Origin of the sequence: Priestia sp. GS2, assembly GCF_036409025.1 — a bacterium.
Classification (GTDB): domain Bacteria; phylum Bacillota; class Bacilli; order Bacillales; family Bacillaceae_H; genus Priestia; species Priestia aryabhattai_A.
This window is the reverse complement of the sequence record NZ_JAZGJX010000003.1, coordinates 1-19,311: the sequence shown is the minus strand read 5'-3', so window position 1 is coordinate 19,311 and position 19,311 is coordinate 1. Positions and strand designations below refer to the sequence as shown.

The following is a 19,311-nucleotide window of genomic DNA, read 5'->3' as shown; positions in this document are numbered from 1 at the left end:
TAAGTTGAACTTAAGTCCAACTAACAGTTAAGGGGAGTGTCTAGATGATGAAGATAACACGTTTTAATAAGGATTGTGGAAACTCAGTAGATATGAATATTATCGATGGGTATCAATTCGATTTACCAACTAATGTAGTTGAGATCAAGAAAGAAGTGGCAAATTCATTCTTTACGGATTCCATTAGCTCCGCAGAAGATTTTAAAAAGCGTATTTTACTTTCAACAGTTATTCCAGGAGAAGAGAATGAGCGTTATTTCTTAGTAGGGGAAATAGCAGCAACTCAACAATTAGCAAATAATCATATTAATAAGCTACATAATAAAATAACAAGCCATATTCCATACGTTACATTCCTAGCGGCTATTGCTTATTACCATGCTTTAAAAGCAGAGGATGTAGAAGATACTGAGATTGAAATTAACTATTTCTCTACAATGTTACCAATCTGGCTGTTGAAAAAATCAGCTACTTTTGGTGAAGCACAAACAGCAATGGCTGACCGTTTTGCAAAAAAGCATGCATTTAAAATTCACACACCCGGCTTCTCAAATGAGTTAGAGGTAACTGTTAAAGAAAGCATTTGCTTAAAAGAAGGGGAGGTAGCCCGCTTTTCTCTAAAGAAAGATTTGCAGCTTGTTGATAGAAAAGATGTATCTGAGTACGAATACGCTGAAACTGTAATTGTTGATATTGGTGGAGGTTCCACAGATGTTGTAATTTTACCAGAAGGCTTAAAAGCAGCTAACAGTCGTGAATCATTCCAGACAATTGAAGGTATTCCATACTTAGCACATATTGATAAACTACGTAAAGAAAAGTTCCCTGAATTATTTACTGACTTACGTACTTTCGATCAATTTATTGTTGATAACCATGAAAGCCGTAATTTTGTCTTAGAGAACGAGAACACAGGGGATACAACAGATTTGACTCAGCAAATTAATCAATCGTTACAAGAGTACGCAGATATATTGCTGGCTAAGCTAAACGATGTAGCACCACCTCCCGCTAATAAGGTTAGAAAATATGTTTACAGCGGTGGGGTAGCATCTATTCTGGAAGTAGCTATTCTTGAAAGCATGAGTGAAAAAATAGGGGAAGAGCGTACTGCAAAATATCATAAAGTACCAAAAGACAGCCGCTACTTGAATTTATATGGCTTAGAAATTCGTAGCTTAGGATATATTAAGAAGAAAAAAGCCGTAAAAAACTAATGTAGGTGATAACTATGTCTGAACGGCAAAGAGCATTTACAATTAAAACAAATAAACTTAGTCAAACAGTTTATGACAAGCTCGAAGAAAAGGCAAAGGGTAGGCAATTGGGAGATTATATTGAGGCATTGGTATTACGTGACATCTTGGAAAAGCCTGCTTCAGATGTTGTTAAAACACATGAAATGTTACAACGTATTGAAGACAAACTGGAATCACTGCAAGTCTTATCTTTTAAGGAGAAAAATGAGCATACAACAACACACTATGTAGAAGATAAAAGAGATGTAGGAACGTGTGAAAAAGATATTTCAATAAGTCTAGACGATGTTGAAGGTGATCTAGATGATGAAGATTTAGAGGAATACAGTGACTTTTAACATATATAAGTTAAGGTGCTATTAGCAAATAGCACCTTTTTATCGCTGTTCAAGAATAATTTATTTGCTTTTTAAAAATATAGTATTTTAAAACCATACATTACTGGATACCATAATGATATAGGTAATTTTAGTTTTTATTATTTGGTCAGCTTGGTATATAATAGAAAAGTCAAGTGAAGTTGCCACGCTCTCTTTACACTAAAAGAAATGAGCGTGATTTATATTATGACGAGAGAAGAATACAAAGCAAAAAAGAGGCAAAGCCACAAGCCTCAGAGTAATGATTTTTTGAAGTCCGCTTTTAATGGGGCATTTTATCAGTTAGGCAAGTTACTTATGGGATGGGCTTGGGGGCTGATCCTAGGTTTAATTCAGATGGTTCGCGATTTCTTCAGCTAATCCCATAAGTGCAACCACTATTTTTTACATACAGGGAGGCGTAGGACTGCAATCCTAATCTTGAGACCACTTCTCAAGTGCCCGCTTGATTAACTGAGAGCGTGGCTCCCTGTTTTTATGTTAGTAGTATGGTCAAGCTCATCTTCGTCTATACACCTAATGAAACGAAAAAAAGCCTTACAGGGTCACTACGCCTGAAGACTATTTTTTCGCTAAAAGAAATTTAAGCGTTAAATTATGATTTGATTAAAGAAATACAATGCAACCATCTTTTTCGAGGTAAGTGAATAAGTTCGTCTTTGACCAAACTAGTGCTGCAACACTGGTTTGGTTCTTTTTTGAGCTAACTTTACGCCATTGCACTGGCAGGCTCATTTTCTATAGTTTTCACTACCACAGTTTCATTATAAAGTTGCAAAATAAAACTTACAAGTGATTTATGTGCTGTTTTAGAACTTTTAATATTGTAATCATGTTGTATTTGGTCACAGAATAAGTAGAATTATCCAACTCACCATTCAAGGTCAAATGAAAACGTTGCATCTGTTATTGGCTGGTTTACTGGTTCAGCCTCAACCTTTAAATTTTTAATTTTATAGAGTTCACCTGACTTCCACATAACTTTTTTTGTATTAAAAATACATAGATTAGTTCCTTCTTCTAATGCACTTTTGTATTCAAGACCTTCAAGCCCTAAATGTTTAGCTAGTTCTGAAATATATTGATATGGAATGTAATCCAAGTATTTTGCTTGTTCATCAATGGGGTAGGATAATTCATAGTTAATAGTATTAGTGAGAATATACAACTCAGTTTGTTCGTGAAGAGATTTTCCATGATAGTTAGTATTGTTAAAAGAAGTTATCTCAATATCCTCAATTATTTGTACAGTTGCTAAGGATACCTCTGTTCCTTTATAAGGTCTAACTTCAGCTATAGCGGTGTTTATATCGTCAGTAACATATAGATAAGAAACACCCCTAGGATTAATTCGTCCCTCGGAAACTATTTCTTTTGGAGGAGCCATTACTTGATCTTCTTCATAAGGAAATGTTCTAGACCCTTTTGGTTTTCCAAGGCGCGCTCTATAAAATTCTGTACCCTTATTAAGAGTTTTTTTATTATTGGTGAGTATCGTAACTAAGTTAGTTTTTAGTTTTTCATCAATATCAAAACCAAAACGGTTAGTATGTTTAATTTGTTTCTTAAACTCTTCCCATTTCTTCTCAAGAGCAGAAGTTCCTTTAAAATTTGCTACAAATTTTTGATCGGGATTATGCAACAAGTTTATATCAAGGCTATATAGCATCAGATGGAATAAATTATTAATTATCTCAATTCTAGTTTGATGTGAAACAGTTTCACTCAATAAATCAACCTGTCTAGTTAAAAACCTCTCAAGAGTAAACCCTCTATTGTCAGGAGAGGCTCTCAAGAAATCAAATGAAATAATAAGATCAAACCAAAATGCATCTTCTGCGGAGGCTATGTTGACTTCAGTAGATTCGCAGAAGGAGCAACTGCCTATTAAATTTTGCTTTTTTATATATTCAATTACCTTTTCATTTCGAAAACATTGTGTACAGTAGTACTTTGTCATATTTAATTACCTTCTCCTTGGTTCAAATATTTTTTGTATCTATACAATGCATGTCTACTACTTAAACCAAAGTACTCAATAAGCATTTGGTTTCCCCAACCGCTTTTTATTTTTTGCAAGATACAGCTATTTCTAAAATGAGTAGAGCTGATTCCATTTCGTAAACCAGCACGCTTAACCTCTTTTTCAACCATCTGTTTTGCTCCTATTAAACTCATACCTTTAGATCTGTTCATGCTGTAGTCAAACCAATAAGACAGTTTTTTAGTGCGAAACGATATAAAAAAAGGGTCGTCTGTATAATCTTTTGGGCGAAAGAGATCTGGAATGTCCTTTAAGTAATCATACAGTAGCTTTTTATCATCAATCTCAAGTAAAATGGTGCGTTTGTTCTTACTCGTTTCAATCGTTAACGTATTCTGGCCAAAGTTAAAATCTTTAGCCGTTAATTTTACAACTTCTTCAATGGTCAGTCCATAGTTAATCATAAGAGTAACCATACCTAAATTTCGTTTAGAAATATAAGGGTAAATTTGCAATTGAGTGTCTGTTAATCCCTTTTTAGTAGGAATGGAGCTTAATAATAAAGCTGCATCTTCAGAAGAAATAAAATCAAGGTCCGTAAGGGCACGCTGTTTAGAATCTGTCCCTTTTAATGTACCAACTCGATCACTTAAACGATAATAGCGAAGCAGGCCGTTTAAGTGAGACGCTACACGCCTCAGATTGGCGTCAGAGAGGTTTTTCTTTTTTAATGAATCAAAGTACTGATTATAGTCATAACGCGTCAAATCCCCCCAAGTTTCGCCATCAAAACCGGGCTTGTACTCTTCAAGCCAAAGAAAAAACTGTTTTAAGTCGTGCTCATACATTTTTATTGTTGATTCCTTCCGGCCTTTCTCGCGTAAATATAAAGAAAATTGCTGTGCAAAAACAGGCAAACTCATAAAAACACTCCTATAAAGGTAAATTTAATATGCCAAAAGTTCTTTAATAAATTATAACACCCGCTATTAAGGGATTTCTAGTTTCTGTGGCAATTAGAAACTCTCTTATGACATATTAAATTTACCATCTTTTGTGCTTCTAAAAATTAAAAACAGAAGTTTAATTTTCTTTTAAATCGTCGAGTTTTAAGAATCCTTTTTCCAAAGCTAAAGCAATTTCTGAATCTGTAAGCTTTCCGATTCCATCTTTAAGGAATGCAACTTTTTCTTGTAAGATCATATCGTCTGTCAATTGGTATGTGTTCTGTTGATTCTGAGCCGCTGCTTCTTCTTCTTTTCGTTCATCTGCTTCAATTTGTTTGCGAATCTCTTCTGGCACAATTTCTTGACGTTTATTTTTCGTAGATGCAGCAGCAGGACGTTGCTGATTATGCTCAAATTCTATTTGCTTTTTAATATTAGTGTTCATTACATCTATAAAGCCTTTAGAGAACTTGTCCAGTTTGAGTGCAAAATCTAGTGCTGAAATATATTGCCCTTCCGTAACAACTTGTTTATGTAGTTCGTAATTTTTAACAATATCTAAAATTTCAATATTATGATGAATCAATCTATCAATCTTTTTGCTTAAAGAGATTTTCAGAAGAGTAGGTAAGATGCTGCTATTAATTTCATCTTCATAGATAGATAGATTAAGTTTAATTTTAGAGCTTGAGTTGGATTTAAAACCATTAGATTGATTTTTACTTTCATTTTGAAAGTTACCGTAACTTTCATTTTGCGAGTTACCGTGACTTTCATTTTGAAAGTTACCATATTTAGACGAAGGTTTAGCATATTTAACAGCTTTTTCTTTGTTTTTTTCTTTTTTCTCAGCTCGAAGTTGTTTTATTTCATCTATGTATGTCCAACGTTCGCTTAAAGCAGTTGGTTCAAGTACATATAAACGATTAGCACCATTTTTTGTAGGCTCTTCAATTAACAAGCCATATTGAGTTAATGCTTTCTTTGTTCTGATAAGGGTAGATTCTGCGCAATTGAGGATGTATTCCAATTCTGTATTGTCAGCAATACAATAAATATAGCCTTGATCATCACGATAAGACTTTGTTTCTTCTAAACCACTTTCATGAGCTTCTGTTTGCTGCTGAAAGTATGGTAATTTATGTCTAAGGAATACATATAAAAGTTTTGCCTTTTCTGGCATGTCACGATATAGAGGGTCGAATAGAAGAAATTCATTTAATTTGATGTAACGGTCAGCATTTGCTTGCTTTCCAGATATTTTTTTTCCTTGTGGGATGTCGTTCTTTAATTTAGACATAATAAAAAGCCTCCTCTGAATAGGAAGCTGAAAACACATCAAAAATATGCAAAAAAGATTGTCTTTTTGCGTGAAATGGAGTAAAATAGACAATATAATAATTAAATAAGTTATTTGTCTGTAACTACACTTCAAGTGTGTTTCAGGCTTCCTATAACCCTCATTTTCTTGTCAAACCGGCCAAAGTTTAGAAAGAAAATGGGGGTTTTCCCTGTTCTATTGTATTTTTTTGTCAGATAGTTTTCTGAAAGAAATTTTATATCTAGAATTATAACGTTAAAATAACGTTTTTGCAACTTGTTTTTAGCACCGTAACTTACTTATTCCCTCTCTCATCTTCCCAAATCATAACATCTTCCAGTGTAAAAGTACGATCAATCCCTTTTGTAGCAGCTATTAGGTTAAGAGTATGTATAATCTTATTTAAATTCTCAATCTCTACCCGCTTGGTAGCATTATGAGTCATAGCATAGATTGTGTTTGGACGGACATCGCACTTAACAACGAATTCATTAGTTGATTCAAGCTTTAATACATCAAGAATTGATTCTTTTAATACGAATCTTACCCCCATAGTTGAAAAGTCCCCCTGCTAACATGTCATATTTGTATTAATATACCATAAATAATAACTTATCGCTCACAAAACAGAAAAAACATACATAATTTGTTATTTTTAGTTGCTTTTTGTATATGTAGACTATAAAATCAAACATAAGTTGGTTTAACTCCTGTAGTTAAAGAATGGAGGGGTTCTATGATTTCAAAGAAAAAGTTAATGGCCATTATCGATTACGAACTTGAAAAAAAAGGTATAACAAAAGGTGAAGTGGCTAAGCAACTAGGAGTTTCTAATGGTACTATAACAAATCTGTTTAATCTTAAGCATAAGGTTGGATATATAAAATTCATTGAATTAACACGTGTTGCTTTTGGTAAGTATCACCATGAATATATTGAGATGTTTTGTAGAGATTCTCATGAGAAGGTCGAAAGGGAAGCATTAGAGTGGGCGTACTCTAATTCAAACATGAAGGTATTAAAGTTACTAATAGAAAAAGCTTCTTTAAAAGCTCGTGTAGATCCAATTGTAGCAGTTTATGAACTACAAATGAGAAGGATAGAAAAAACGATAAGTGTTCAAGACTTTTTTGATAAAATTGAAGATCTATCATATCAAGACCCAAAGTGCTTAGATCTAGAGACATTTATATTATTGGGTATTTCAACAGTATATCACTACGTAGATGTTGCTGCATATAAAGCTGTTGCTTCAAAGGCCAAGAACCTACTTAAACAAATTCAAAATATCAAAAATCAATATCTAAGAATGGCTTATTCTATTCGCGTTAAACTAGCTTTGATTATATCTAGCATGAGATCAAATGAACTGGTTTTGGCCAAGGAAATTGGTGCCGAATTAACAAATAAAGAAATTTTAGATATGTTTCCCCTGTATTATAACAATGCACTTGTCTGCTTAAGTGAGATTTACGTATTTACAAACAAAGAAAAAAGCTACTCCTACATAGAATGTTCTGTTAATCTCATGAAAGATGGGTACTTTGATGAAAACCCCAAGTGGAAAAAGATTATAAAATCTACACACGATTTCTTACACATATATCACAATGATTATGATAACTTATTTTTAGAAGATAAAGCTGAGCAAGCTCATTTCTTTGCTAAAAAGAACTGTCCGGGTTCAAAAGAGCGCGCTTTAGATATTATCCAGGAGCTAGAGGATCAGAATGGATACCTAACAAACTTCCAAGCGTATTATAAAGCTTTAGCAACAAAAGATATAAGTATGATGTATATTGCTAAAGATAGGTTTTACCAATCAGGTGATTTTTTTTACGTGCAAATGGCACAAAATCTTATCGATAATTTTAAAATCAATGTCTTTAGTCCTTGTTTTAAAGAGTGAAATTCATGTTATTTCAAAAAAATTCAAGAATTATGATGCGTATTGAGGTTTTCTTATTGAAATTTTTTTAGTAATAATATACTATATTAGTTATCAAAGAGAAAACAGGAGCTGATACTATTGAATAAAGCTATTCAAAAAGCTTTAGCTGTTGTTGCATTAGCTACTATGGCCTTAAGCTTTGGTAGTAGTGCTAGTGCTCAAACAGATACGCTTCAAAAAGAAACTCCGAAGATTGTTGCTAAAACAGACACAGTAATTCTTTATGCTAGAGATCCAGGTGGAATTTAAAATAACGAAGACATCATCCTAAGTTCAGGGTGATGTCTTTATTAATGTAACGAGGTTTTTAGAAAACGTTAAAAAAAAACAAAATCTAAAAATACATAGAAAAGGCGGATTAATATGGGGAGAATGGTTAGTGAAGAAGAGGTACATGCAATTTCTACAGTATTACATGGAGCGGGAGCCCTAGCAGCACGAATTCAAGATTATACAATTGGTGAAACTATAGATTTTGGCTCTATGATTACAGATTTACATAATAATGGATATATTTCATCTAAAAATCTAGGTTTAATAGAAGAATTAATAAGAAAAAAAACGAGAACAGCATAAGACTGTTCTCGTTTTTTTAATATTTATCATTAATACTTTTGCTTAACAAAAATATGTAGCATTAATTTTTATTTACTATACAGTGATCCGTTCAAGGTATTATTAATAGCTGTGGCATTTTATATGTAAGTGGTTGATAATATAAAAAATAAATTCGGTTAGATTATTATTCCTATAATTATATCTTGTTTGCAAAAAAATATTATTCAGAAATCTTATCATTATCAACACTTTTATTTGTGCTAGGTTTTACAACAGCATTCAATAATTGTATTAAAGCTTCCCTCACATCATCTGTTATAACTTCACCTTTAAAGTACAATTCTTTAGTTTCTAAGAATTCCCTCACATCATTTTTATAATCTTCTGGGAGGGGATTATCAGATTTTCCAGTTAAATAATCTGTGGAAGTATTTAATATGGTTGCTAGATCTGGCAAAATTTTTGTGTCTGGAATTCTATGCCCAGTAATCCAGTTACTAACCGTAGATTTATTTACACCTAGGCTATCAGCAATATCTATATTGCGTATTCTCAATTTTTGTCTTTGAGATTTAATTCTTTCTCCAATAATATTATGAAATTCTTTATCCTCGTTCATTTCTTATATCACCCTCCTAAGTATTATTATCTATAATATTCCTAGCTTTTACAAGATAAAAAGTTTCCAAAAGTGTACATTTTTGAAATTATATTCAGAAAAAAGTTTCCTAATGCAAACAAAATGACATTTTTTTGTGAGAAATCACTTGAAAAGTTTTCTGGATGTAATATAATGAGTATATAAACAAGGTTTCTTTCCGAATACTAAAAGTGAGGTAAGCTTATGAAGAAAGAAAAAAGGATGAGGCTATATAAAGAGAGAAAGAAAAAACTTCTATCTCAGGAAGAAATAGCACAAGCAATAGGTATTGGGCGAGGTTCATACATTAAAATTGAAAACGGAAAGTCAGATTTACAGCTAGGTTTAGCTAAAAAACTATCCGACTACTTTGAGTTGACAGTGGATGAACTCTTTTTTTAAGGGATTGAGTTTTCTTTACGAAAACATTTTAGAGGAGGTGAGAAAATGAATTCAGAACGATTAATTATTGGGAAAGTTTTAAGTGTAGATAAAATCCAGAATACAGAATATGGACCTAAGTTAATTTGTTACATGAATATTTTAAAAACAAATTTTCTGGATTTTGAATACACATCCACACCAGTTAGAGTAGTAATTTGGAGAGAAAAAAAGATTCAACAATTTAAAAAATCCTTTCTTCATTCTAAGTGTCTAATTATGGTTACATTCGATAAACATCGTGAAGATAAAGACAAATTTCAGAATTTAATTCCAGTTGTACGATCAACAAGTATCAGTAGAATTTCTGATTATGAATTTCAGAATTATTACTGTACAAATGCCCAAGGACAATTTGATCCATACAGTAGGTTAATTTCTTAATTCATTTTATGGGGTGATTATATGGGAGTTTCTTATATATCTTCATGGAAAAAGAAGTTTGAAGATTCAGAAAAGAAAAGGAGAATTAATTTTGGAAAAAAAGTTCAAGAAATGCGTAGAAAAGCGGGATATTCTCGAAATGAATTTTGCAACATCATAAATATCTCATATGATGCGTTGATACGCATCGAATTAGGACAGGTTGACCCTAACACACCACATCTTGAAGAGAAAATAAAAAAGGGACTTACTAAGAGTTATATGGTGATTACAATATGAGCCCTAATACAATTCGTCTTCATCATTTAAATCATAATGGTAGGCCTGTCGGTTATTTTGGATTCTTTAATAATGTAAAGCATTTGAAAGAAATCTTTGAACGACATGGTATTGCTGAACATAATGTTATCCCTCCAGTGTTAATCGATGGAGAACAAATATCATCTGAGCGATTACATAATATGTTTTCTCAATTAGATAAAATCATTTTACCGAAAAGAGAGGCGGTTATTACCATAAAAAATGGAAAAGTACCAACAAAGAAACAAAAAGAATCTATGCGAAAAGCAGGGCTTGATCCAAAGAATTGGCTTGTTACAAAAAATCCCACTGGAGAGCTGCACTTAGTACATCGTGAAACATCTAAAAAGAGAGTTGTTCCAGCATGAACCTTGAAACAGCTGATTTTAATGGTCATTTGGAAGAGTATAAAAAAATATTAAAGTTAAACGAATTTAATATTTATTACTGTATTGATTGTGAGTGTGAATTTGCGGTTTCTCAAAATTTTGAAGACCAGAGTTGCCTCAAATGCCCCTCTTGTTTAGACGACAAGCACCTCATTGATAAAGAACCAGGATCTATGATGAAAAAGGGAGAGTAGACAGCATGAGATGGGAGTCAGCAACATTGCAAGAATTAACACAAATTATACGTAATGAGGATTGTCCTTTGGCGTATAAAGGTCTTGCTGAAATGGAATTGGAACGCAGATTACTAAGGTATGGGTTAATTTACGAATTATGAGCGGTAGATCTTCCAAAGGAGGTATTGAGAAGTAATGACGATTAAGCGTATTAAGAAAAAACAACCAAATGCTAATCGAGGAATGGAGCTAGAGAATTACATCTTACAAGCAAATGCCCGCTATAAGCTAAGGGGCATTGCATCAATTGACAAGATAGCAACACCAGTAAAAGTGATTAAATTAGCTACTACGGGTCTTAAAAAAGGACGTATTATAGATGGCTATTTTGAAGAAAAATCGACTGTGGATTTTATAGGAATAGCAAGGGGGAAAACCATTGCCTTTGATGCAAAAGAAACTGAAAATAAGCATTCTTTCCCTTTGAAAAACCTAAAAGAACATCAATTTGAAGTTCTGAGAGACAAGCATATTCACGCAGGAATTTCCTTTTTGCTTATTCGATTTAAGGCTCATCACGAAATTTACATACTTCTTTTTGAGGACTTAGAGAAGTTTTGGAAAGAAGCAGAAAAAGGTGGGAGTAAAAGTATACCTTATCAGTTTTTTAAAGAAAAATGCATTTCTTGCCAAGCGGGGCGTAACGTCCCAATTGATTATTTAGCAGCATTGGATAAAGCGATGTTAGTGATATGAGATACAGCCAGTGCGGAAGTTGTTTAAAAATGTTTGTAACAACAGAAAAACAGACCATGTATTGCAGCCTGGAATGCGAGCAACAGCATGATCTGTTTCCTAGAAAAAATGATATTAACATTAAGACCATGTTAGCAGGTTATAGGCCTAATGGCAAGTTACTGAATTACTTAAGGTCATTAGAAGATAAACATAAGCAACATATAGAGTTAATTAATAATCTAGGGTTCTTAAATGTTCGATTATATGAGGATGTTGGGGAGGGTGCATATTATGATGCTTTCACACCTCATGGAAGAAAAGTTGAGGTAGCAATTCAAGACCAATCTAACAAAGTATTATGGCGTGAGCTACATCCCAAAAAGGTGGAGTGGTTCGAAATTGACATAGAAACATCAGAGTCAGAAGCGGATGAAGATTTTGTTGCTGCCTCTGAGCAACTAACACTAGCTATTTAAAAGATGGAGGGATAAGTTATGACACCCAAGGCTTTAGGATTTATTCGAAAAATGGACCCGGTAGGACGTATTGTAATTCCTGCAGAGCTTCGTAAGCAATATAACTGGAAACCAGGAACAAGCGTTGAAATGTTATCGACAGCAGAAGGTCTTGTGTTACGGACTTTTAGATCTGAAATTAACAAAGAAAAAGTAGTGATTGACTTTAAGTCCATTATGTCTTCATTGAGTGATTTAGAATCTAAAGAAGTTTTGGATGCTTTAGTAGCACATTTGGATGCTAAGAAGAAGGAGCGGGACCGCTAATTATGGCAACTAAAAAAACTCACCTTAAATGCTTGAGAAGAGCACGGATAAGACGTTTGAATGGTATATCTTCACATCGTATTGAAAAGCAAAATAATTTAGAGCAAGCTTGGAAAAACATTTTTATAAAGGCAGGTATTTTAGAAGCTAAATAATGGAGGTTGGCTTAATGGAATTTACCTTAACTCTAACGGACTTAGGATATTTTGCGTTAAACGTTGCCATCATCACGCTTATTACAGTATCAACTTTAGAAAAATGGTATGAGAAATTAGAAACTAAATGTAATGAACAATAATAAAAAGGCAACAGTATCTTAAGCTGGTATCTGTTGCCTACCTTAATGGAGGATCAAAATGAACTATTATGTCATTGACCTAGATGGTCGAGAGGTTGTAACCGCTAAAAGCCCAAACGATAGATTTTTAGCTATGAAACGAATTGCAACAATGATTAGTCCAAAAGCAGTTGCCAAAAGGGTCAGTTATGAAGCTTTTAAATTAGCGGATAGTAAGCATACAGAAGGAAGTGTACTGTATACACAGAGTGATTACTAATGTTAGAAGCTGGTATGTCGGTAGACGTTGATAGCATCTTTATAAAAGGTAGTGGCGTTATTGTTGATGTAAGTAATGAACCTTTTTACCCAATACAGGTTGAAATGAACACACCTGATAATGATGGACATAAATTCTTTCGGTTTCATTATGGGGAGTTAAAGCAAAGTGATAAGTCTCAAAATATTAAAGAAAAAGTTCATCAAAAGGTTGAAGTGATTGAAGAGGTTTATGGTTTTAAAATAGGGCAACAGTTTACAGCTACGCCAACCAGACTTAATCGCGGAACACATTATTATATCTATGAAGGAGAACGTCCTATGGGATGTTTCTCTATCAAGTATTTTAAAGAAATCAAGGTTTCTAATGAAGTGATTTTAAAAAAAGATATGACTGTAGAGAAAAAACAGCAATTTATACAAAAGGATACAAAGAAATCCAAATTTGAGCAAACATCTATCTTTGATTTCCTATAAGAGCTTCCGTGCTGCTGCTAATTTGACACAAACTGCGACATAGGCATAGAAAAATAAAAAAGAAAGAGCATAATACTCTTTCAAATGTTGGATAAGTATTAATCTAATTATCCAGTCCATTTAGATATATTTCCTTAACAACATTTTTTTTCAATAAACTTAAGGGATTTCAAGAAAATAAAATATGAAGCAAAAAAAGTGTCGAACTTAAAAACTACTTTGGAATGATTTGGTTTTGGACTTTTTTTGTCAGTTTTTCAAAAACTAAATTGTAGGAATGTAGAATTAAATTTTCTAAAAAATCATCGGATAGATTTGAATCAAAATAAATAGAGTTCCAGTGTGTTTTATTCATATAATGCCCAGGAATAATGCCTTGATAGGTTTCTCTTAATTCTTCAGCACGAGTAGGTTCGCATTTTAAAGTGATAATTGGCTTTCTTTGAGAGTCTCCTCCCATCATAGCAAACAACTTCCCGCCAATATGATAACGATCTGCTTGCCAGTCTACTTGGTAATCATGTGTCGTTCCGGGTAGTGTCAGACAAAATGATTGAAGTCTAGCTTTATCCATTTAAAAGTCTCCTTTTTTAAAGTAGTCACTAAATACACACGTTCGATTACATTTATTATAATCAAAAACCTTTGTATTTCAATAATTATTGTAAATGTAACGACTTTACTTTTAATAAAACAAGAAAAGGATCATGCGTAACACGAGAATAAAACGAAATACGATTATGAAGCAGCACCCTCTAAGTGATGAGGGTGCATTATTTGTACTTAAAACTAAGAGTGAAAAAATGAAGAAAGTGGTGCTTAACCGTGCAAAATATACGATGGAATTTATTGGATCAAATTAGTGATATAACGGAACATCATTGTGTAGGTTGTGCGGATAGAAAAAGGATTAAAGAGGTTTGTAACGCAACCTGTCCCTATGGATTGAAGCTGATGAGTATTGGTGAAGAGTTAAAAAGATTAACCACTGTAAAAAGGAGTGAAAAATATATGGCTAGGACCCCAAAAACAAATATTGAAAAAGCTGTTGTAGAAAGAATGTTGTCTGAAGGTAAACCAAAATCAGCAATTGCAAATCACTATGGTGTAGATCCAGCAACAATTCATTATTATATTCGAAAATGGAACGAATCAACAGTTCCAAAAAGGGAGAAGGAAAAACTAAAGGTTAATTCTACCGATGAGTACGCCAATATTATTAGTGAATTGAAAAAGAAAGTTCAAAATTATGAATCTCTAGAAGCAGAATATAAGCTGCAACAAGAATCAAATAGACAACTAACAGAAGAGATTCAACAAAAGCACGAACAATATAGACAGTTAGAAGAGAAGTTTAACAGTTTAACAGTTTTAGAAGAAGAAAGGTCAGTTCAGGAAGAAGGAAGTCTCAAATGTAGGGTTGATTCATTAGAAAAAGCACTAGAGAGGGCATCTGATTCTTTAAATAAAGCTTCTGATACTGAAAGAGTATTGAAAATGAAATTAGAAGATGTAACGAAACAATATCACGATAAGGAAGAGGATTGGAATTCTTTGTCACAAGACTATCTAAAACTTAGTGAAGAAAATCATTTACTTAAAGCAACATTAAAAGTTGTCCTATAGGGAGCGGATGTTATGACTTATATAAAAGTAACAGCTACAGCAACTGCTAGAAGGGTCAGTGTAATGGAGTGCCAACGCTACGATAATCAAGGGAAAGCATTAGATTATAAATTTATTGATATACAAGCATTAAAAGAAGCGGGAGTAATTAAACGAGCCGATAGTTGTAAGAAAGCAGAAATCTTTCTTAATACACCAGAAGGTATGAAGTTCTATCAAGAAGCGCACCACATGAAGATATTTTAAAAGGAGTGTGTGATATGAGTAGTAGCGGTTGTACCTGTTATGCAAAAGGAAAGCGATGTTTATATTGTCGGTATTGTTCACTAAAGAAAATAAAACCTCCTAATAAGGTTATAGCAGCTTGTTGGTCATGCAATAAGGTGGAAGATATTTCAGACTTACCAGCAGATTTAACCAGCAGGCATTGTGAATGTGGAGGGTACATTATTACACCTAGCGGTAAAATACAAGCCATTTGGTTAGGAGAGAGAGCATGAACTTAAAGAAGTTGTTTGATATGCAGCGGGTATTAGATCAGAGGATTTTAGAAAAGCATCCAGAGCTAAAAGGACAAAACAATTTAGACTGGAAAGTGCTTGCTTTACAAGTGGAGTTAGGAGAATGTGCAAATGAGCATAGAGGCTTTAAGAAATGGAGTAATAATCAAGAACCACGTATTAGAGCTTTAAAAGCACCAGCAATGATGGAAGAAGATAAAGAGTACTATAATCCGCTTCTAGAAGAATATGTAGATTGTCTACATTTCATTTTATCAATTGGAATTGAATTAGGAATTACAGATATAGAAATGTGGGGATTACAAGCGCCAGATGCTACAAGATGTTTCTTAAAGTGCTTTGAGAACATCAATTCTCTTTATTTTGTATTTTGCGTAGATGGACAAGTAACTCAAGATTTGTATGAACGATTATTTGGTAACTTTATTATGTTGGGTAAATCAATTGGTTTTACAGAGGAACAAATAGAAAGTGCGTATTTTGAAAAGAATGCAATTAATCACCAAAGACAAGAGCAAGGATACTAATCTTATAGGATGTGGGGATATGGGAAGCTTGCAAGTTATTGAACAAAATAACCAACGTGTACTTACAACTGCTCAATTGGCCGGGGCATATGAAACTAGTGTAGATTACATCAATCGTAACTTTAACAATAATAGAGACCGGTATAAAGAAGGGAAGCACTTTATCTTATTGGAAGGTTTAGCATTGAAGCGGTTCAAAATGACGACCGGTAAAAATGATGGTTCGTTATTAAGGGTAAATAGATTGTACCTTTGGACAGAAAAAGGAGCTCTATTACATGCAAAGTCTTTAAATACAGATAAAGCTTGGGAAGCATATGAAATGTTAGTAGATGACTATTTTACGAAAAGAGAAGCGGTGAAGCTGTTATCAGAAAAAGAGCAGCTTATTGCTTCGATGAAACTAACACTCCAAACCAGTGAAGAAGTAGCGTCAGTCAAACAAGAGTTAAACAGTCTTAAAACTATTGTTAACGATCAATTAACGATTGATTACGGGCAACAGTTAGCTATATGTAATGCGAAGAATAAACGAGTAGAGAAGTTATGGGCTGATGGAACGTACAATATAGATTTTATAGACACGAAGCGGAAATTGCATGCTCGTGCCTGGAGAGAAATCAAAATGGCTTTTGCTGTCCCTTCATATAGGGATATAAAGAAACAAGACTTTAAAGAGGCTATCTCCTTTATAGAGGGATGGAGACCTAGCTTAATATAACAAGGGATGAAGCGGTCCAACTGAATAAAAAGGAATGAGAGCAAGGGCGAATATGTCAGTGCTCTTCTTTTTTGCCTTAAAAGCAAATTTCAAAACAACACAAACCATCTTTTGACATATTAAAAGGGTTTTTAAATAAGAAAGAAAAAATTCAAATCCAGACTTTTTAAAGGAGCGCTCCTATTTAAGAATAAAGAGCGCTCTTATTAATTAAAAGGAGCGCTCCTTTTAGAAGGGGATTCGCAGGAGTGATTAATTATGGGGACGATTAAAGAACAGATGGAGAAATGGCAAGAGAAAAATGGATACAAGCCAACGAAGAAAAAGAAATCAAAAGCTAAAAAGAAAAATAAGAAGCCTATTGCTTCAGAAAGTTTAAGTGAACGTGATTTGCGTGAATTAATGGGAACAAATAGAGCGACCTACGAAAGAAGACGGGGTTCTATTAGACAGAGATAACAAGAGGGAGATGGGTTAATCATGAAAGATTTAATTATGCAATACGAATTTGCAGTAGAAGATTTGAGAGCAAAGGATAAAGAAGCAAAGCTGGAATTAAGTTTTTTAGAGGAAGAAAGAAAGAATTTTATTACTATAGGTGAATACGAAACTAATATTCTCGAAAAAATAGCTTCTATAAAAAATGATCGTAGTCATTATAGCAGCATGATAAGTGATTTAAAGTTTGCTATTGAATGGATGAAAACGGGACGTAAGCCAGGACTAATGAGAGGAGCGGAAAATTTAGCAGCTTATCAAAGGGAGATTAAAATTGACCCAAACCGCTTTTTAAATATGCAAAGCAAAGAGAGAGAAAGTAAAACGGACAAAGAAATAAAAATTTTAGAGGATAAGGTGCTAGACCTGTTATGGTTTATGACGAAAAGAGAAAGAGCAATATATATGTTAGCTAATGGATATGGATTTAGTGTGACAGAAATTTCAAACCTTACTAACATAGCTACAGGTACAGTGTATAGTTTATTGGACAGAGCTCGAAAAAAAATTAGAAAAAATATTAAAGTGGAGGATTTTTTTGAGTGAAATGTTCATGATTTGCAACATTTTGTAACTCGAAAGCCACCTATATATGAAAGCGTAGTTCTTTCGTGTGTTAACTTATCCCCCCCTTTTCTTAGTACTTCGTTTAAATACGAAGTACTTTTTTGTATTAAGGCAGAGATAGAAAGGGGAGCTGTGTATATGAACCATGTAAGTAAGTTGGCGATTCTGAATCACTCTTAAGGATTAAATAAATGATGAGAGTATATCATTCTGAAATTAGCCCATTTATATTTTGCTCATATCAATGCTCAATAATAATATTACTCACACCAATATTATTATCTCTGTCTTAATAGAAAAATTGATGCTTTCAAAAGGTGAAGGTCCAAAAATGTTCTTTGTCATTTGTTTTCATGTAACCTCCATCCCCCTTAAAACTATGTATAGGCGTTTCTTTTTTATCCAAAGGACCTTCATCTTTTCAAATTATCAAAATCAAAAAACAATATAGAATATGTATTCTATATTGTTTTTTGATTAAAACTCCTTCCAAAATCATATAGAATACATTATAATGTAAATGAGGAAAAATCATATAGAATACATTGTTTTGTGTGGGGGAGCTAAGGTGGAAAAATTTATCGTTTATTTAAGGGAAGAAGGAAACAGAGAATCAACCATTGTAACTTACATTGGAATTGTTAATGGGTTTAAGAAATGGTATGAAGAATCTTTTGGCCAAACATTAGATCCGCGAAATGTCTCTGCTTTAGACATACAAGATTACAAGCAATATCTATTACATACCGCTAAAAATAAACAACAAGGACGACTTAGTCCTAAAACAGTTAATAAGAACTTAGAAGGTTTACGTACTTATTTCCGCTTCTTAAAAAATGAAGGAGTGATAGACGTGAGTCCAGTAGAAAAAGTAAAGCCTCAGAAAATACAACAGCGTTCGGATTCTGTTCGTTGGTTAGATAGAAATGAAAAGAATTATGTAGTGCGCGTTATGAACACCGCTAGTGAGTGGAGAAATAAAGAGAATTTAATGATACGCAATCGAGCGATTGTCTATTTAATGTTGCATGGGGGGTTACGTATTGGTGAAGTAGTTAATCTTGAAGTGGACGATTTAGACTTAATAAAGCAAATTATTTATATTCAAGATGGTAAGGGAGGAAAGTTCCGTCGTGTAGAAATGAATAGAGACTTACTGACTGCTTTAAAGCAATGGCTAGATATTAGACCTTCAGATAAAGGGCAGCGGGTCTTTATTTCTCAAAAAGGACCAATCACTGCTCAAGGTATCCAATCCATGTTTAAAGAACTTAAAAAGAAAACAAAGGTTGAAGATTTAACACCACATGCATTAAGACATACTTTTTGCCATGATCTCGCCGCGAAGGGGGTATCGTTATCCCTTATAGCAGATTTAGCAGGGCATACAGACTTAAACACAACTCGCATCTACATTCGTTCCAGCGAAGAGGAACGTAGGGGTGCTGTTAATAAGCTGTCAGCCGAAGAATAAGTTTGTGATAAGAAATTAAAAAGCTTAATTTCTCAACTGCACTCGCAGAGAAATTAAGCCTTTTAGTCATTGTATTTTCCTTGTTTGGTTAATC

Annotated in this window: 30 protein-coding genes; 24 read left to right on the top strand and 6 right to left on the bottom strand. The window is 33.4% G+C overall.

Annotation, left to right across the window (positions count from 1 at the left end; translation table 11 throughout):
* Positions 1–47: 47 nt before the first annotated feature.
* Both V2145_RS20705 and V2145_RS20700 read left to right on the top strand, forming a co-directional pair.
* Positions 48–1,217: a ParM/StbA family protein gene (locus V2145_RS20705; protein WP_330988244.1), complete on the top strand. Its 1,170-nt coding sequence runs from the start codon at positions 48–50 to the stop codon at positions 1,215–1,217.
* Between the two features lie 14 nt (positions 1,218–1,231).
* The gene (locus V2145_RS20700) at positions 1,232–1,597 is read left to right on the top strand and encodes a hypothetical protein (RefSeq protein WP_330988214.1); all 366 of its coding nucleotides are present in this window, start codon (positions 1,232–1,234) and stop codon (positions 1,595–1,597) included.
* Between the two features lie 913 nt (positions 1,598–2,510).
* Here V2145_RS20700 and V2145_RS20695 read toward each other — a convergent pair.
* The 4 genes from V2145_RS20695 to V2145_RS20680 form a co-directional block, all read right to left on the bottom strand.
* Positions 2,511–3,599 (bottom strand): RES family NAD+ phosphorylase, encoded by a 1,089-nt coding sequence (locus tag V2145_RS20695; protein WP_330988213.1) that lies wholly within the window; start codon positions 3,597–3,599, stop codon positions 2,511–2,513.
* A 2-nt stretch (positions 3,600–3,601) separates the two neighbouring features.
* Positions 3,602–4,546, bottom strand: a complete 945-nt coding sequence (locus V2145_RS20690) for a tyrosine-type recombinase/integrase (protein WP_330988212.1) — start codon at positions 4,544–4,546, stop codon at positions 3,602–3,604.
* Positions 4,547–4,706: 160 nt separating this feature from the next.
* Positions 4,707–5,870, bottom strand: a complete 1,164-nt coding sequence (locus tag V2145_RS20685) for a hypothetical protein (protein ID WP_330988211.1) — start codon at positions 5,868–5,870, stop codon at positions 4,707–4,709.
* 316 nt (positions 5,871–6,186) lie between these two features.
* Positions 6,187–6,444, bottom strand: coding sequence for a hypothetical protein (locus tag V2145_RS20680; RefSeq protein ID WP_273122716.1), 258 nt, complete (start codon positions 6,442–6,444; stop codon positions 6,187–6,189).
* A 183-nt stretch (positions 6,445–6,627) separates the two neighbouring features.
* Here V2145_RS20680 and V2145_RS20675 point away from each other — a divergent pair, with 183 nt between their 5' ends.
* The 3 genes from V2145_RS20675 to V2145_RS20665 all read left to right on the top strand — a co-directional run bounded on the left by V2145_RS20675 (position 6,628) and on the right by V2145_RS20665 (position 8,418).
* Positions 6,628–7,800 carry an AimR family lysis-lysogeny pheromone receptor gene (locus V2145_RS20675; protein ID WP_330988210.1) on the top strand — a complete coding sequence of 391 codons (1,173 nt, stop codon included), beginning with the start codon at positions 6,628–6,630 and terminating at the stop codon, positions 7,798–7,800.
* A gap of 120 nt (positions 7,801–7,920) precedes the next feature.
* A complete protein-coding gene (locus V2145_RS20670; RefSeq protein ID WP_273122720.1) occupies positions 7,921–8,091 on the top strand; it encodes a hypothetical protein in 171 nt (56 codons plus the stop codon).
* A gap of 114 nt (positions 8,092–8,205) precedes the next feature.
* Complete coding sequence (locus V2145_RS20665) at positions 8,206–8,418, top strand: hypothetical protein (protein ID WP_330988209.1); 213 nt, start codon at positions 8,206–8,208, stop codon at positions 8,416–8,418.
* A gap of 202 nt (positions 8,419–8,620) precedes the next feature.
* On the opposite strand, the gene V2145_RS20660 is transcribed toward V2145_RS20665, so the two are convergent.
* Positions 8,621–9,019, bottom strand: coding sequence for a helix-turn-helix domain-containing protein (locus V2145_RS20660; protein WP_273122723.1), 399 nt, complete (start codon positions 9,017–9,019; stop codon positions 8,621–8,623).
* A gap of 225 nt (positions 9,020–9,244) precedes the next feature.
* On the opposite strand from V2145_RS20660, the gene V2145_RS20655 reads away from it, so the two are divergent.
* The 12 genes from V2145_RS20655 (at position 9,245) to V2145_RS20600 (ending at position 13,283) form a co-directional block, all read left to right on the top strand.
* Positions 9,245–9,442, top strand: a complete 198-nt coding sequence (locus V2145_RS20655; RefSeq protein WP_273122724.1) for a helix-turn-helix transcriptional regulator — start codon at positions 9,245–9,247, stop codon at positions 9,440–9,442.
* Between the two features lie 45 nt (positions 9,443–9,487).
* Positions 9,488–9,865: a hypothetical protein gene (locus tag V2145_RS20650; RefSeq protein ID WP_330988208.1), complete on the top strand. Its 378-nt coding sequence runs from the start codon at positions 9,488–9,490 to the stop codon at positions 9,863–9,865.
* A 21-nt stretch (positions 9,866–9,886) separates the two neighbouring features.
* Positions 9,887–10,144 carry a helix-turn-helix domain-containing protein gene (locus tag V2145_RS20645; protein WP_330988207.1) on the top strand — a complete coding sequence of 86 codons (258 nt, stop codon included), beginning with the start codon at positions 9,887–9,889 and terminating at the stop codon, positions 10,142–10,144.
* Entirely contained in the window at positions 10,141–10,533 is a 393-nt protein-coding gene (locus tag V2145_RS20640) for a DUF6906 family protein (protein ID WP_330988206.1), read from the top strand. The genes V2145_RS20645 and V2145_RS20640 overlap by 4 nt, the downstream gene beginning before the upstream one ends.
* Positions 10,530–10,748 carry a hypothetical protein gene (locus tag V2145_RS20635; RefSeq protein ID WP_273122729.1) on the top strand — a complete coding sequence of 73 codons (219 nt, stop codon included), beginning with the start codon at positions 10,530–10,532 and terminating at the stop codon, positions 10,746–10,748. The genes V2145_RS20640 and V2145_RS20635 overlap by 4 nt, the downstream gene beginning before the upstream one ends.
* Before the next feature lie 177 nt (positions 10,749–10,925).
* Positions 10,926–11,486 (top strand): Holliday junction resolvase RecU, encoded by a 561-nt coding sequence (locus V2145_RS20630; protein WP_330988205.1) that lies wholly within the window; start codon positions 10,926–10,928, stop codon positions 11,484–11,486.
* 29 nt (positions 11,487–11,515) lie between these two features.
* Positions 11,516–11,944 carry a hypothetical protein gene (locus V2145_RS20625; protein WP_330988204.1) on the top strand — a complete coding sequence of 143 codons (429 nt, stop codon included), beginning with the start codon at positions 11,516–11,518 and terminating at the stop codon, positions 11,942–11,944.
* 18 nt (positions 11,945–11,962) lie between these two features.
* Positions 11,963–12,250, top strand: a complete 288-nt coding sequence (locus tag V2145_RS20620; protein ID WP_330988203.1) for an AbrB/MazE/SpoVT family DNA-binding domain-containing protein — start codon at positions 11,963–11,965, stop codon at positions 12,248–12,250.
* A gap of 2 nt (positions 12,251–12,252) precedes the next feature.
* Positions 12,253–12,405, top strand: a complete 153-nt coding sequence (locus tag V2145_RS20615) for a DUF3983 domain-containing protein (RefSeq protein WP_273122738.1) — start codon at positions 12,253–12,255, stop codon at positions 12,403–12,405.
* A gap of 14 nt (positions 12,406–12,419) precedes the next feature.
* A complete protein-coding gene (locus V2145_RS20610) occupies positions 12,420–12,548 on the top strand; it encodes a hypothetical protein (protein WP_273122740.1) in 129 nt (42 codons plus the stop codon).
* Between the two features lie 58 nt (positions 12,549–12,606).
* Positions 12,607–12,807: a hypothetical protein gene (locus V2145_RS20605; protein ID WP_273122741.1), complete on the top strand. Its 201-nt coding sequence runs from the start codon at positions 12,607–12,609 to the stop codon at positions 12,805–12,807.
* Complete coding sequence (locus tag V2145_RS20600) at positions 12,807–13,283, top strand: hypothetical protein (protein WP_273122743.1); 477 nt, start codon at positions 12,807–12,809, stop codon at positions 13,281–13,283. The genes V2145_RS20605 and V2145_RS20600 overlap by 1 nt, the downstream gene beginning before the upstream one ends.
* A 214-nt stretch (positions 13,284–13,497) precedes the next feature.
* On the opposite strand, the gene V2145_RS20595 is transcribed toward V2145_RS20600, so the two are convergent.
* A complete protein-coding gene (locus V2145_RS20595; RefSeq protein ID WP_330988202.1) occupies positions 13,498–13,857 on the bottom strand; it encodes an MmcQ/YjbR family DNA-binding protein in 360 nt (119 codons plus the stop codon).
* A gap of 275 nt (positions 13,858–14,132) precedes the next feature.
* Here V2145_RS20595 and V2145_RS20590 point away from each other — a divergent pair, with 275 nt between their 5' ends.
* The 7 genes from V2145_RS20590 (at position 14,133) to V2145_RS20560 (ending at position 19,217) form a co-directional block, all read left to right on the top strand.
* Entirely contained in the window at positions 14,133–14,909 is a 777-nt protein-coding gene (locus V2145_RS20590; protein WP_330988201.1) for a hypothetical protein, read from the top strand.
* A 12-nt stretch (positions 14,910–14,921) separates the two neighbouring features.
* Positions 14,922–15,155 (top strand): hypothetical protein, encoded by a 234-nt coding sequence (locus V2145_RS20585; protein ID WP_273122748.1) that lies wholly within the window; start codon positions 14,922–14,924, stop codon positions 15,153–15,155.
* A 250-nt stretch (positions 15,156–15,405) separates the two neighbouring features.
* The gene (locus tag V2145_RS20580; RefSeq protein WP_330988200.1) at positions 15,406–15,957 is read left to right on the top strand and encodes a dUTP diphosphatase; all 552 of its coding nucleotides are present in this window, start codon (positions 15,406–15,408) and stop codon (positions 15,955–15,957) included.
* A gap of 19 nt (positions 15,958–15,976) precedes the next feature.
* Entirely contained in the window at positions 15,977–16,678 is a 702-nt protein-coding gene (locus V2145_RS20575) for an ORF6N domain-containing protein (protein WP_330988199.1), read from the top strand.
* A 258-nt stretch (positions 16,679–16,936) separates the two neighbouring features.
* Positions 16,937–17,137 (top strand): hypothetical protein, encoded by a 201-nt coding sequence (locus tag V2145_RS20570; protein WP_273122756.1) that lies wholly within the window; start codon positions 16,937–16,939, stop codon positions 17,135–17,137.
* A 21-nt stretch (positions 17,138–17,158) separates the two neighbouring features.
* Complete coding sequence (locus V2145_RS20565) at positions 17,159–17,722, top strand: sigma factor-like helix-turn-helix DNA-binding protein (protein WP_330988198.1); 564 nt, start codon at positions 17,159–17,161, stop codon at positions 17,720–17,722.
* A gap of 589 nt (positions 17,723–18,311) precedes the next feature.
* Entirely contained in the window at positions 18,312–19,217 is a 906-nt protein-coding gene (locus tag V2145_RS20560) for a tyrosine-type recombinase/integrase (RefSeq protein ID WP_330988197.1), read from the top strand.
* Positions 19,218–19,311: the final 94 nt, after the last annotated feature.